General features: G+C 65.3%; 10 protein-coding genes. 6 read left to right on the plus strand and 4 right to left on the minus strand.

From position 1 onward, the window contains the following. Positions 1–415 precede the first annotated feature (415 nt). Together yghU and ACK41V_RS22005 are read left to right on the plus strand one after the other, a co-directional pair. Complete coding sequence (gene yghU / locus ACK41V_RS22000) at positions 416–1,318, plus strand: glutathione-dependent disulfide-bond oxidoreductase (RefSeq protein WP_409785586.1); 903 nt, start codon at positions 416–418, stop codon at positions 1,316–1,318. 23 nt (positions 1,319–1,341) lie between these two features. After that, on the plus strand, positions 1,342–1,974 hold the full coding sequence (locus tag ACK41V_RS22005; RefSeq protein ID WP_409785587.1) for a glutathione S-transferase family protein: 633 nt from the start codon (positions 1,342–1,344) through the stop codon (positions 1,972–1,974). 320 nt (positions 1,975–2,294) lie between these two features. Here ACK41V_RS22005 and ACK41V_RS22010 read toward each other — a convergent pair whose 3' ends face one another. Together ACK41V_RS22010 and ACK41V_RS22015 are read right to left on the minus strand one after the other, a co-directional pair. Further along, entirely contained in the window at positions 2,295–3,185 is an 891-nt protein-coding gene (locus tag ACK41V_RS22010; protein ID WP_409785588.1) for an NAD-dependent epimerase/dehydratase family protein, read from the minus strand. 335 nt (positions 3,186–3,520) lie between these two features. Beyond that, positions 3,521–5,899 carry a PAS-domain containing protein gene (locus ACK41V_RS22015; protein ID WP_409785589.1) on the minus strand — a complete coding sequence of 793 codons (2,379 nt, stop codon included), beginning with the start codon at positions 5,897–5,899 and terminating at the stop codon, positions 3,521–3,523. A 243-nt stretch (positions 5,900–6,142) separates the two neighbouring features. On the opposite strand from ACK41V_RS22015, the gene ACK41V_RS22020 reads away from it, so the two are divergent. Further along, positions 6,143–7,039 carry a dienelactone hydrolase family protein gene (locus ACK41V_RS22020; RefSeq protein ID WP_409785590.1) on the plus strand — a complete coding sequence of 299 codons (897 nt, stop codon included), beginning with the start codon at positions 6,143–6,145 and terminating at the stop codon, positions 7,037–7,039. Between the two features lie 160 nt (positions 7,040–7,199). Beyond that, positions 7,200–8,042: a ZIP family metal transporter gene (locus tag ACK41V_RS22025; protein WP_409785591.1), complete on the plus strand. Its 843-nt coding sequence runs from the start codon at positions 7,200–7,202 to the stop codon at positions 8,040–8,042. Positions 8,043–8,205: 163 nt separating this feature from the next. Here the strand turns inward: ACK41V_RS22025 and ACK41V_RS22030 are convergent, their stop codons facing one another. Together ACK41V_RS22030 and ACK41V_RS22035 are read right to left on the minus strand one after the other, a co-directional pair. Continuing rightward, positions 8,206–8,955 (minus strand): LytR/AlgR family response regulator transcription factor, encoded by a 750-nt coding sequence (locus ACK41V_RS22030; RefSeq protein WP_409785593.1) that lies wholly within the window; start codon positions 8,953–8,955, stop codon positions 8,206–8,208. Next, positions 8,936–10,198, minus strand: a complete 1,263-nt coding sequence (locus ACK41V_RS22035; RefSeq protein ID WP_409785595.1) for a sensor histidine kinase — start codon at positions 10,196–10,198, stop codon at positions 8,936–8,938. The genes ACK41V_RS22030 and ACK41V_RS22035 overlap by 20 nt, the downstream gene beginning before the upstream one ends. A gap of 51 nt (positions 10,199–10,249) precedes the next feature. On the opposite strand from ACK41V_RS22035, the gene argH reads away from it, so the two are divergent. Both argH and ACK41V_RS22045 read left to right on the plus strand, forming a co-directional pair. Continuing rightward, positions 10,250–11,737 (plus strand): argininosuccinate lyase, encoded by a 1,488-nt coding sequence (gene argH / locus ACK41V_RS22040; RefSeq protein ID WP_409785596.1) that lies wholly within the window; start codon positions 10,250–10,252, stop codon positions 11,735–11,737. 42 nt (positions 11,738–11,779) lie between these two features. After that, complete coding sequence (locus tag ACK41V_RS22045) at positions 11,780–12,769, plus strand: Bug family tripartite tricarboxylate transporter substrate binding protein (protein WP_409785598.1); 990 nt, start codon at positions 11,780–11,782, stop codon at positions 12,767–12,769. Positions 12,770–13,120 lie beyond the last annotated feature (351 nt).

Raw genomic sequence — 13,120 nt, forward strand, 5'->3', positions numbered from 1 at the left:
GGTTCGGTGAGTCGCCTTGCGGGTTCGGCTCATCGATGGGTTGAACTGTACGCCGCTGGTGTTCAAAGAAAAACCACTCGGTTGCAAACTAACTGTTCCAGTTTTGGAAACAATGCAGCCTGATTGCTTCAGGGTTTACCCACGTTTTTGGCATGAGGTAGGAACCGAATGCCGTTTTTCTGGGCCGGATCATGTCTGTGGCGGGAATGGTTGTTTATGGCTATGAAATGCGAGCCATGCGCAAGATGGCCCACCGGAGTACGCGCATCACCTGAGCAGTAAAAGGGTTTGATGGGCTTTGACAGACGCCGCCTTGCTCCGTCGCTACACTTTTTTCGCCTTGAGGCGCCATTGCGGCATCCGCTTCACCCTCTCGTTTCGCGCTCTTTTTCACCCTCTATTTGGTGCCCCTCCCATGACCCATCCCACCCCCTACACCCCGCCCGCCATCTGGCAATGGAACAAGGAAAACGGCGGTCAGTTCGCCAACATCAACCGTCCCATTGCTGGCGCCACGCACGACAAGGAATTGCCCGTGGGCCGCCACCCGCTGCAGCTGTATTCGCTGGGCACGCCCAACGGCGTCAAGGTGACCGTCATGCTGGAAGAGCTGCTGGCGCTGGGCCACAGCGGGGCGGAGTACGACGCGTGGCTGATTCGCATCAACGAGGGTGCGCAGTTCGGTAGCGGGTTTGTTTCGGTCAACCCCAACTCGAAGATCCCTGCGCTGTTGGACCGCAGCGATGCGGCCAACCCGGTGCGTGTGTTCGAATCCGGCGCCATCCTGATGTACCTGGCAGAAAAGTTCGGTAGCGCCTTTTTGCCCACCAGCGGTGCGGCGCGGGCCGAGTGTCTGTCGTGGCTGTTCTGGCAGATGGGCAGCGCGCCGTTTCTGGGAGGCGGGTTTGGGCACTTTTATGCCTACGCACCTGAGAAGTACGAATACCCGATCAACCGGTATGCGATGGAGGTCAAGCGCCAGCTCGATGTGCTCAACCAGCGCCTGGCCGTCAACGAGTTTGTGACGGGTAGCGAATACACGGTGGCGGACATCGCCATCTGGCCCTGGTATGGCTTGCTGGTGAAGGGCCAGGCCTATGGCGCTGGCGAGTTTTTGCAGGTGCACGAGTACACGCATGTGGTGCGCTGGGCCGAGCAGGTGGCCAAGCGCCCGGCGGTGCAGCGGGGGCGCAAGGTGAATCGCGTCAATGGCGACCCGGCCAGCCAGTTGCGCGAGCGGCACGAGGCCAGCGACTTTGACACCAAAACTCAGGACAAGCTGGACGCTGCTGCGTCGGCTTCGTCACCCGCCCCGTGAGCGTTTTACCGCAGGACGCCGCCATGATCACCTTGTACGACTGCACCACCGCGCCCAGCCCGCGCCGTGCGCGCATCCTGCTGGCAGAAAAAGGCATTGCCCACGACACCGTGCAGGTGGACCTGCGCAGCGGCGAGCAACTGGGCGACGCCTACCGCCAGATCAACCCGCAGTGCACGGTGCCCGCGCTGCGCACGGACGAGGGTTTGCTGCTGACCGACAACGCGGCCATTGCTGCGTATGTGGAGGCGCGGTATCCGCAACCGGCACTGCTGGGCGAGACGCCTGCCGAAAAGGCCGAGATCGCTAGCTGGAACTGGCGCATGGAGTTCGAGGGCTTGCTGGCCATTGCCGAGGCACTGCGCAACAGCGCGCCCGCCATGGCCAATCGTGCTTTGCCGGGCGCGGTGGACTACCCACAAATACCGGCCCTGGCCGAGCGCGGGCTGGTGCGGGTGGGGCAGTTCTTTAACCTGCTCAACGAGCGCCTGGCCGACCGCGACTTCATCGCCTCCGACCGCTTCAGCGTGGCCGACATCACGGCCGTGGTGGCAGTGGACTTTGCGCGCGTGGTCAAGCAAAAGCCGGGTGAGCAGCACCCGCACCTCTTGCGTTGGCGCGCGGCGATGGCGCAGCGGCCTTCGATGTCGCTGTAGCGCTGGTGTGCGCAGTGCATCACCGGATGTTCGGGACGGTGGATTGGACGGGGTTGGTGTGTTATTTGCTATTAAATAAATAGCTTCTAGCGCTTATTAGATAAGCGCTAGAGGCCAAAAACACCTGATTTTTCGGCTGCCTCAGATAACCGTTCGCCCTGAGCCTGTCGAAGGGCTGTTCGCAAAAAGCGCCCTGGCTTCGACAAGCTCAGCCCGGACGGGTTGAGGCCAATCTGAGGCATGTAGCCAATCAAGTCTTGTTGACTTCAAACCGTCTCATTGCGAGGCGTGCATTGCACCGCGAAACCCCACTCGCCACTTCAACGCCAGGCCGTGGCCACCAGCTGGCTGTAGTGCACGCCCTGGCGCCCCAGCAACTGCTCGAACACCGCGGGGTTGCCCACGTTGTCGCTGCCCAGCATGCTCAAGGTTTCGGTACACCAGGGCACACCGGGCACGGCGTCGCCCAGGCGGGCGCTCAGGTGCGTCAGCGGGTCGGGCAGGCGCAGCACGTGGGCGGGGCGGCTGCCCAGTTGCTGGCGCAGGCTGGCGATGAAATCGCCCATGGTCAGTGCCTCGGGGCCTGCGCATTCGATGACGCCCTTGATTTCCATCGCCTGGCCCAGCAACGCGACGATGGCGTCGGCCAGGTCGTGCACCGACACCGGTTGCACCCGCGCGGTGAGCATGGGGCCGGGGAACAGCGCCACCGGCAGGCGCGCTAGGTTCATGAACAGCGCGCTGCTGTCGCCGCCTTTGCCAAACACCACGCTGGGCCGCAGCACGGCAGCGCTCAACGCGCCCTGTGCGGCCAGCCCCAGCAGGTGCGCGTCGGCAGCGCGTTTGGTGCTGGCGTAGCGGGTGCTGCTGCCTTCAATGCCCAGCGCCGAGATGTGCACCACGCGCTTGACGCCCGCTTGGGCGCAGGCGGTGAACAGGGCGGTGGGCGTGTGCTGGTGCACCGCGTCGATGGGCCGCGCGCTGCTGTCGCGCAACACGCCCACGGCGTTGACCACGGCGTCAATGCCCACGAGGCGGGGCAGCCACAGGTCGGGGGTGGTGTCGCGCGCAAAGTCCATGGATACGTGTGTTGGCAGCACGGTGCGCTGCCGGGGCGATACGCCGCCGCGCACGGTGTGGCCCGCTCGGGTCAGGGCCGCGGCCACGGTGTGGCCGACAAAGCCGGTGGATCCGGTCAACAGAATGTTCATGTGCAATGCCTCGTGCAAACGGGGTGGGGCTTTTCGGTGGGGCGGGGCGCAAGGGCAGCGGCAGGTGTGTGCTTGCCCACGGTGTGCCGTGCCTGTTGGCTGATAAGTTTTAGTCCAAATGGCCGATGGGCTACCTGCCTCAGACAGGCCGTTCGCCCTGAGCCTGTCGAAGGGCTGTTCGCAAAAAGCGCCCTGGCTTCGATAAGCTCAGCCCGAACGGTTTTGGGGCAAATCTGAGGCAGGTAGATAATCAAGTGAAAATGGCCGCTAGCGCTTATGCAGTAAGCGATGATAGCTATTCTTTTGGTAGTAACCGATGCACCCCACGGTTCTATCTAGTCTGCGGGTTCAAACACCTCAAAGCGGTTGCGTCCGCCGTTCTTGGCGCGGTACAGGGCTGCATCGGCTGCCTGCACCAGTGTGTCAGACCCGGTGCCCGCACGGGGCATCACACTGGCAATACCCATGCTGAGCGTTAACACCGGTGCCGTGGGGGAGCGCGGGTGCGGCAGGGCGGCGTCGCGCAGGTTGTCCATGCAGCGCTGCGCGACAACCACGGCGTCCGCCAGCGTCACGTCGGGCAGCAGCAGGACAAACTCTTCACCCCCGTAGCGGGCGGCCACCTCGTCGGCCCGGCGGGTCATGCTTTGCAGCAGTTGCGCCACGCGGCGCAGGCATTCATCGCCCGCCAGGTGGCCATAGTGGTCGTTGTAGAGTTTGAAGTGGTCGATGTCGATGAGGATGACCGACAGCGGCATGAGGTGGCGGCCACAGCGCAGCCATTCGGTGGCCAGCCGTTCGTCAAATCGGCGGCGGTTGCCAATGCCGGTCACGCCATCGGTGGTGGACAGCAGCGCGAGCTGGGCGTTGGCAGCCGCCAGCTCCTGCTCTTTGCGCACCAGCTGGGTCACGTCGGTGCGCACACCGGCAATGCCGCCCTGGGGCGTGCGGCGCTCGTCAGCCTGCACCCACCGGCCATCGGTCAGGCGTTGCAGCACCGAATGCTGGGCGGCGTGGTGGTCGGCCACGCGCTGGGCCAGCCACTGCTCTTCGTTGCCCACTGCGTCCAGGTACTGCCCGCGCTCGGCGCCATAGCGCGCAATCTGCTCAAACGTGCTGCCCGGCACGATCATGGGGGCCGAGATGGGGTACAGGCGGCGGTACTGGCCGTTGCACACCACCAGTTTGTCGTCGGCATCAAACAGCGCAAAACCTTCGGGCAGCGACTCCACCGCGTCCTGCAGCAACTGGCGCGCCTGCTGGGCGGCGTCCTGTGCGGCCTCCAGCGCCTGGCGCTGCTCGATGAGGTCGGTGATATCGAGGCGCACCGCCACCACGTAGTTTTCTGGCGTGCGGGTTTCGTAGATGTTGATCCAGCGCCCGTCGGCCAGCCGCTGCACCAGGTTGGAGGTACGGCTGCCGTGCTCTGACAGGCGCTCGGCAATCCAGGCCTCCTCACGCCCATGGGCTGAAGGGACCAGCCCCTGTTTCACCGAGTGCCGCAGGATGTCGGCAAAGTGTTTGCCCAGGTGTTCCGCGTAGTCCATGTGCGGGTACATGCGGGACAGCTGCTGGTTGTAGAGCACCAGCCGGTCCTGTTCGTCAAAGATCTCGATGCTGACGGGCAGGGCCTCGACCGCGCGCTCCAGCAACTGGCGGATGCGCTGGCTTTCCTGGCGAGCTTCTTCTACCTTTTGGCGCTGCTCGATCAGGTCGCTGATGTCCAGCCGCACCACCACCGTCATGCCGGACGGTGTGCGGCTTTCGTGCATGTGCATCCATGCGCCGTTGGGGTAGTGGCGCACCTCGGGGCCAGGGCGGTGGCCGCGCAGGGCCATCTCGTGGGCCAGCCACAGCGCTTCCTGTCCGCGCGCTTCTTCGGGAATGCCGTGTTTCAGGCCTTCGTGCAGCAGCTCCTCATACGTCTTGCCCAGCGATGTGTGCACCGGCAGGTGCGGGCGCAGGTTGGCCATGAAGCTGTTGCACAGCACCAGGCGGTCGTGCTCGTCATAAATGTCGAGGCCCGCAGGCATGGCGTCCACCGCCTCGCGCAGGCGGCGTTCGGCACGCCCGGCGTCGTCCAGCGCTTGTTTCAGCGCGCGCTCCTTGTGCACGGTGTCGGTGATGTCGGACCGCAGCACCACCACGCCGCCGCCTTCCAGGTGGCGTTCGGTGATGTGCATCCAGCGGTCGCCGCGCACTTCCTGCACTTCGGGCCCAGCCGGGGAGCGGTGCCGGGCCATGCGGCCCGCCAGCCAGGTTTCGGTGTCCTGCTGCGCCGCGGTGATTTCGCCCGAATCTGCCGCCTGGCGCAGCACGTCTTCAAACCGCATGCCGTATTCCACCGGCATCGTGGTGCCAGCGACCACTTCGCGGTACTGGGCGTTGCACAACACCAGGCGATCTTCTGCGTCGTAGATGGCCAGCCCGTCCGGCAGGATGTTGAGGGTGGCAGACAGCTGCGTGGTCGCCCGTTGGGCTTCGTGCTGCGCAGTGCTGGCGGCTGCGTGAAGGGCGGCGGCTTGCTGTGACAGCCGCCACCACAAAACGGCCATCACCCCCAGCCCCAGGCCCGCTGCAGCCACCGCCGTGCGGGCGGTGGGTTCCAGCGCTTGGCTGGCCAGCGCCCACACCAGCAGCCCCAGCCCCCCCGTGCCGCAAAGCGCCACCACTGGCAGTGCCAGAGGGTGCTCGCGGTGTGGGCTGGAGTTCATCGTGTGGGGCATCCCTAAGTGGCGGTCGCCGGTCTTTTTTTACAGAGGGTCTGCCGCCTTGTTGGCACCGCTGTGGTGCAAAACGCCGCAAGGAGCGCTCGTTCCTTGAACAGGTTGTCAGAAAGTCTAGCAGCGGTATCTGATTTCTCATATCCGGAAATGCCGGGAAGGCGCAAACGGCCTAGACTGCGGTTCGTTCCTGCCCGTCTGCCGTTCCACCCCTCTTTTTGCTGGAGAAACCCGATGCTCAATGACGACCTGCATTCCGACACCATAGCTTTGGTGCCCGGCCGCACCACCGAAGCGGGCGCCACCCGCCGCACGGCGCTGCAAGCCGCGCTGGGCCTTGGGTACGCCGCTGCCGCAGCGCCTGTCATGGCCCAGACGGCCATTGCCACACCCGCCGACGGACTGACCGCCGGAGAGGTGAGTTTCACCGTCAACGGCTTCAAGGTGCCCGCCTACCGCGCAGCACCTGCAGGCAAAACGGGCCTTCCGGTCATTCTGGTGATCCAGGAAATTTTTGGTGTGCACGAATACATCGCCGACACCTGCCGCCGCTTCGCCAAGGCGGGCTATCTGGCCATTGCGCCCCAGTTGTATGCCCGCCAGGGTGACCCGGCCAGCTACACCGAAATCGCCAAGCTGCAGGCCGAGCTGGTGTCCAAGGTGCCCGATGCCCAGGTGATGGCCGATCTGGACGCCGCCGTGGCGTGGGCCGCTGCCAATGGCGGCGACGCCGCGCGCGTGGGCATCACCGGCTTTTGCTGGGGTGGCCGCATCACGTGGCTGTACGCCGCGCACGGCCCGGTCAAGGCCGGCGTGGCCTGGTATGGCCGCCTGGTGGGGCAGACGAGCGAACTGACGCCCAAACACCCCGTGGACATCGCGCCCATCCTCAAGGCGCCCGTGCTCGGCCTGTATGGCGAAAAAGACACCGGCATCCCCCTTGACACGGTTGATAAGATGAAAGCTGCCCTGGCCGGTGGGTCACCACAGGCCAAGGCTTCGGAATTTGTGGTGTACCCCGACGCGCCCCATGCTTTCCATGCCGACTACCGTGCCAGCTATCGCAAAGAAGCGGCCGACGACGGCTGGAAGCGGGCGCTGGACTGGTTCAAAAAACACGGCGTGGTCTGACGATTTCGACTTTGCGATACCGGTCTGGCGGCAAGTGCGCCGCCCGCAGCCGCCCCGCACCGTGGGGCGGCTTTTTTTGGTTCTGTGGCGGGTGTGGTGAGGGAAACGAAAATATGAATAAAAACAGCCTCCAAGGCTTATCTATAAAGCGCAAGAAGCTATGACTTTGGTAGCAATCATCCTGGCCACTCTGGCCGCCGGTATTGGCAGCGTCTGGCTGGCCGCTCTGCTGATGCGTCTGGGCCTGGGCGGGCGGTCTGGCAGCGTGGGCCCCCAGCACCTGCTGAGCCTGGCGGCGGGCGCCTTGTTGGCCACGGCCTTTATGCACCTGCTGCCCGAGGCGTTTGAAAGCCAGGCCAGCGCCCACGACCTGTTTGCCACCTTGCTGGTGGGCGTGGTGTTTTTCTTCCTGCTGGACAAGGCCGAACTGTGGCACCACGGGCATGAACACAGCCACGCCGAGCCTGTGGCGCCCGTGCAAGGGCACGACCACGGACATGCCCATGACGGACATGACCACGGCCACGCGCACCATCACCACCATGGCCCGCGCGCGGGCGGCTGGGCCGTGCTGACCGGCGACAGCGTGCATTGTTTTGGCGACGGCATTCTCATCGCATCGGCCTTCATGGCCGACATCCGCCTGGGCGTGATCGCCGCCGTATCGGTGCTGGCGCACGAGGTGCCGCACCACATGGGCGACCTGGTGGTGCTGCGCCAAAGCAGTCCCAACCGGCGCATGGCGTTGCTCAAGGTGTCCATGGCCGGTGCCGTGACGGCGTTGGGCGGGGTGCTGGGCTACTTTCTGGTGGGCCAGCTGGAGGACTTTCTTCCGTACTTCCTGGCCGTGGCCTCCAGCAGCTTCATCTACGTCGCGCTGGCCGATCTGATCCCCCAGCTGCAAAAACGCCTGACAGCGCGCGAAACCGTGGCGCAGATTGCCTGGCTGGTGGCGGGCATGGTGGTGGTCACGCTGGTCAGCGGCGCAGCCCACGCGCATTGAGTGGGTGGGATTGTTTGCTATTTAATTTATAGCTACTAGCGCTTGATGGATAAGCGCTAGAGGCCAAAATGGCTTGAAATTTGAGAGGCGGCAAGCCGCACCTTGGCAAGCGGGGTGGAGGAAACAGCCGAGCCCGTCCTCTGTATCCTCAGAAACGTGGTTGTTACCGCGCCAGTTCTTCCCGCACCGCCGCCACTTGGCGGCGCGACACGAGCAGCAGCTCGGTCGACCCCTGCAACCGCACAGCCCAGCCCTCGCCCTCTTCAGGGTCGTAGTGTTTTTCCAGCGCGCGCACGGCGCGGCGGGCCACCAGGGCGTTGCGGTGGATGCGCATGAAGCGCGGCGCAAAGCGGGTTTCCAGGTCGCTCAGCGCGCCATCCATGATGTAGCTGCGTGTGGCGGTGCGCACGGTCACGTACTTTTGTTCGGCCTTGAAGTACAGCACCTCGGCCAGCGGCAGGCGCTCGGTGCGGCCCCGGTCCTGGATCAGCAGGGTGTCGCCGTCTTGCGCGCTGGGGGCGCTGGTGGGCAGCGGCGCACGGCTGCCGCGCTGCACCTTGGCCAGCGCCTGCTGCAGGCGTTCGCGGCGCACGGGTTTGGTGAGGTAGTCCACGGCATCCAGCTCGAACGCGCTCACGGCGTGGTCGGCGTGGGCCGTCACAAACACCACGGCCGGGGGCTGCGGCAGCGTCTGCAGCGTGTGGGCCAGGGCCAGGCCGTCTTGCCCGGGCATGTGGATGTCCAGCAGCACCAGGTCAAACCCGCGCCCACCCGTGGGGCCGAGCAGCGCCATGGTCTCGGCGGCGTTGGAGGCCTCTGCCACCGTGGTGCGGTGGGTGTCCGAGCAGTCAGACAGCAAAGTGCGCAGGCGGCTGCGGGCCAGGGCTTCGTCGTCAACGATGAGGATGTTCATGGTCGGTGGGGTGGTTGGCTTCTGGGGCGACGGCGCTTCGGCGGGGGGTGTCGCTGCGGCGATTGGGGCTGCCGGTTCGCGGGTCGCGGGATCGGCCGGGGGCGGGTGCGGGGGGCTTGCGGTCTGCCAAAGGCAAGGTGATGCGCACCTGGTAGAGGCCGTCTTGCACCCCGGCGGTGAATTCGCCCTGCACGTCGTGCAGCAGCGCCAGCCGGGCGCGCACGTTGGCCAGCGCGATGCCGTGGCCCTTGGTGGAGTGCTCTTCGCCTTTGCCGTTTTTGCCCTCCTTGGGCGGCAGCGTGTTGGTGATGCGCACCACCACGCGGCTGCCGCGCAGCTCGGTCAGCACGCGCAGCCTGCCGCCGCGGGCGCTGGGCTCTACGCCATGTTTGACGGCGTTTTCCACCAGCGGCTGCAGCAGCAGTGGGGGCAGGCGCGCGCTGTCGGTGCGGGGGTCCAGGTTCCACTGCACCTGCAGGCGCTCGCCAAAGCGCACCTGCTCGATGGCCAGGTAGCGGCGCGCCAGGGTGATCTCCTCGGCCAGCGTCACCGACTCTCCCTGCTCGATGAGCGCGTGGCGAAACAGATCGGAGAGGTCTTCCAGCAGCGACTCGGCTTTGGCCGGTTCTTCGCGCACCAAAGCGATGGCGCTGTTGAGGGTGTTGAACAAAAAGTGCGGGCGGATGCGCGACTGCAGCTCGGTCAGCCGCGCGGTGGTGGCCGCTGGCGTGCGCCCGCGTGCCCGCAGCACCAGCGCGGCCACCAGCATGGCGGCCAGCAGCGCGCCGGTGGCGGCACTGGCCAACCACGGCGGGGACGCCGAAATGCCCACCAGCGCCAGCATGGCGCAGGCATAGGCACCGGCCAACGCCCCCAGCACCACACCGGCTGCGTACTGCTGCACCATGGACAGGCGCTGCAGCACGGTTTTGAGGCTGCAGGCGGTGATCAGCCACACCAGCGTGGCAGGCAAAGCGCCGCCGGTCAGCAGTGCCAGGCTGGCCAGCCATTCGACGGGGCTGTTGCTGCCAAACATGGCGCCCACGCCCAAGACCAGCTCCACAAACAGCACGGCCCGCAGCACCACGCCCACCTGGCAGGCATCAAACACCAGCGCGCGGCCCCGGGGCGGCTGGCCGCCGGGTCCTCCGCCAGCGGCGGCCCGCACGCTGCGCGCAGACCCTTCTGGAGGGGCGGAATCCGGCAGCGCTGGCTGGGTCGATAAAATTTGGGTGTTTTGCATTGCGGCATCCGGGCAGTCCGGGTGTCTGAACCTCCGGATTATTGCCCTCCTATGTCCAAAGCCCAAGCCACCAGCGCGGCGTCTGCGCCATCCCACAACCAGCTTGACACCAAGTCCCAGGCTTGGTCTGCGCTGTTTTCCGAGCCCATGAGCGATCTGGTCAAGCGCTACACCTCCAGCGTGTTCTTCGACAAGCGCCTGTGGCAGGCCGACATTGCGGGCAGCCTGGCGCACGCCGACATGCTGGCCGCCCAGGGCATCATCGGTGCTGAAGACCACGCCAGCATCCAGCGCGGCATGGCGCAGATCACCTCCGAGATCGAATCCGGCGCCTTTGAATGGAAGCTGGACCTGGAAGACGTGCACCTGAACATCGAGGCGCGCCTGACCCAACTGGTGGGTGATGCGGGCAAGCGCCTGCACACCGGCCGCAGCCGCAACGACCAGGTGGCCACCGATGTGCGCCTGTGGCTGCGCGGCGAGATCGACCTGATTGGCGATCTGCTGAAAGAGCTGCAGGTGTCGCTGGTCGACGTGGCCGAGCAGAACGTCGAGGTGATCCTGCCCGGCTTTACCCACCTGCAGGTGGCCCAGCCCGTGAGCTTTGGCCACCACATGCTCGCCTATGTAGAAATGTTTGCGCGCGACGCGGACCGCATGGCCGACGTGCGCCGCCGCACCAACGTGCTGCCCCTGGGCGCTGCCGCGCTGGCTGGCACCACCTACCCGCTGGACCGCGAGCGCGTGGCGCGCACGCTGGGCATGGTCGATGCCCATGGGGCTCCCATGGTCTGCCAGAACAGCCTGGACGCCGTGAGCGACCGCGACTTCGCCATCGAATTCACCGCCGCCGCCAGCCTGTGCATGGTGCACGTGAGCCGCCTGTCGGAAGAACTCATCATCTGGATGAGCCAGAACTTCGGCTTCATCAAGATCGCCGACCGCTTCACCACGGGCTCGTCGATCATGCCGCAGAAGAAAAACCCTGACGTGCCCGAACTGGCGCGTGGCAAGACCGGCCGCGTGGTCGGCCACCTGATGGGCCTGATCACCCTGATGAAGGGCCAGCCCCTGGCCTACAACAAGGACAACCAGGAAGACAAGGAGCCGTTGTTCGACACGGTGGACACGCTCAAGGACACGCTGCGCATCTTTGCCGAAATGGTGGGCGGCCAACTGAACCCCGCCACGGGCAAAAAGGAAGGCGGCATCACCGTCAACGCGCCCGCCATGGAGCAGGCCGCGCTCAAGGGCTACGCCACTGCCACCGACCTGGCCGATTACCTGGTGAAAAAGGGCCTGCCATTCCGTGACGCGCACGAAACCGTGGCCCACGCCGTCAAGGCGGCCACCACCCACGCGTGTGATTTGTCCGAGCTGCCTTTGGCCGTGCTGCAGGGCTTTCACCCGCAGATCGAGAAGGATGTGTACGAGTGCCTGAGCCTGCGTGGATCGCTCAACGCGCGCAACACGCTGGGGGGCACGGCGCCTGCGCAGGTGCGCAATCAGTTGGCACGCCACCGGCTGCGGTTGGCCTGATTCTTGCGCCGCTTTGAGCACATCCCATTTGGAGCTTTTGCCATGACCCCATCGCGCCGCAGTCTGCTGTCCCGCCTCTTGCGAACCAGTGCCTTTCTGGGGGCCGCGCTGGCGGTGGGGTTGGCCAGCGCTCAGTCGGGTAAACCGATCCGCTTGCTGGTGGGCTTTCCGCCCGGGGGCGGGTCAGACGCCATTGCCCGCACCCTGAGCGAAAAACTCAAGGACGAGCTGGGCGTGCCCGTGGTGGTCGAAAACCGGCCCGGCGCGGGCGGCCAGATCGCCGCGCAGGCGCTCAAAGCCGCAGCGCCCGATGGCACCACGCTGTTTATCACCCACGACCACACCATCTCCATCCTGCCCCAGGTGGTGAAGAACCCGGGCTTTGACCCGGTGCGCGACTTTGTGCCCGTGGTGGGTTTTGCCACCTTTGTGAATGCGTTTGCGGTGTCGGGCGGCACCCCGGCCAAGTCGTTCACCGACTATGTGAGCTGGGTCAAAACCACGGGCAGCGGCAAAGGCGCGGTGGGCATTCCGGCGCCTGCGTCCACGCCAGAATTTTTGGTCAAGCTGATCGGGCAGAAGTACCAGCTCGACCTGGTTTCAGCACCGTACCGGGGCAGCGCGCCCATGATGGCCGACATGCTGGGCAACCAGATCGGTGCAGGGGTGGCGTCGGTGCAGGACTTCATCGAGAACCACAAAGCCGGCAAGGTGCGGGTGGTCGGCGTGCTGGGCACCAAGCGCCAGGCGGCCATGCCGGATGTGCCCACGTTTGACGAGATGGGCCTCAAGGGGTTTGAAGACCTGCCGTACTACGGCATCTACGCACCCGCAGGCACGCCACAGAAGTTCATCACCGACTTCTCCACCGCCATGGCCAAGGTTGTTGCCATGCCCGAGGTGCGCGACCATTTGACAGCCATGGGCCTCACGGTGGGCCACATGTCGCCCCAGCAACTGGCCACCCGTCAGCAAGCCTACACGGAGGCTTGGGCCAAGATCATCAAGACCAGCGGGTTTGTAGCGCAGTAGCCTGTGTGGGGGCGTTGGCAGGGCGCCTGAGTAGTGCCTGCCTCAGATAGACCGTTCGCCCTGAACCTGTAGAGGGGCTGTCGCGAAAAACGCCCTGGCTTCGAAAAGCTCAGCCCGAACGGTTTGGGGCAAATCCGAGGCCTGTGGTGCCAGTGCGTAAAGAGCACAGAAATATGGTGAAAAGTGCCTCTAGCGCTTATGAATAAAGCGCTGATAGCTATCATAATAATAGCGTTTGTTTGAACCCTGGTGCAGGCAAGTACGAGTACGAGGGTCACTTGGCCCTGCGCCAGGGCTCACTCCATCACAGCATGGAAGTGCGCGCCTGCTCCGCGCGGGAGGCGCCGATGG

Origin of the sequence: Acidovorax sp., assembly GCF_046291265.1 — a bacterium.
In the GTDB taxonomy this organism is placed as follows: Bacteria; Pseudomonadota; Gammaproteobacteria; order Burkholderiales; family Burkholderiaceae_C; genus Acidovorax.

Bases quoted from the DNA above. Each gene is read 5' to 3' on its own strand.
- yghU (WP_409785586.1), top strand. From the start codon at position 416: ATGACCCATCCCACCCCCTACACCCCGCCCGCCATCTGGCAATGGAAC.
- ACK41V_RS22005 (WP_409785587.1), top strand. From the start codon at position 1,342: ATGATCACCTTGTACGACTGCACCACCGCGCCCAGCCCGCGCCGTGCG.
- ACK41V_RS22010 (WP_409785588.1), bottom strand. From the start codon at position 3,185: ATGAACATTCTGTTGACCGGATCCACCGGCTTTGTCGGCCACACCGTG.
- ACK41V_RS22015 (WP_409785589.1), bottom strand. From the start codon at position 5,899: ATGAACTCCAGCCCACACCGCGAGCACCCTCTGGCACTGCCAGTGGTG.
- ACK41V_RS22020 (WP_409785590.1), top strand. From the start codon at position 6,143: ATGCTCAATGACGACCTGCATTCCGACACCATAGCTTTGGTGCCCGGC.
- ACK41V_RS22025 (WP_409785591.1), top strand. From the start codon at position 7,200: ATGACTTTGGTAGCAATCATCCTGGCCACTCTGGCCGCCGGTATTGGC.
- ACK41V_RS22030 (WP_409785593.1), bottom strand. From the start codon at position 8,955: ATGAACATCCTCATCGTTGACGACGAAGCCCTGGCCCGCAGCCGCCTG.
- ACK41V_RS22035 (WP_409785595.1), bottom strand. From the start codon at position 10,198: ATGCAAAACACCCAAATTTTATCGACCCAGCCAGCGCTGCCGGATTCC.
- argH (WP_409785596.1), top strand. From the start codon at position 10,250: ATGTCCAAAGCCCAAGCCACCAGCGCGGCGTCTGCGCCATCCCACAAC.
- ACK41V_RS22045 (WP_409785598.1), top strand. From the start codon at position 11,780: ATGACCCCATCGCGCCGCAGTCTGCTGTCCCGCCTCTTGCGAACCAGT.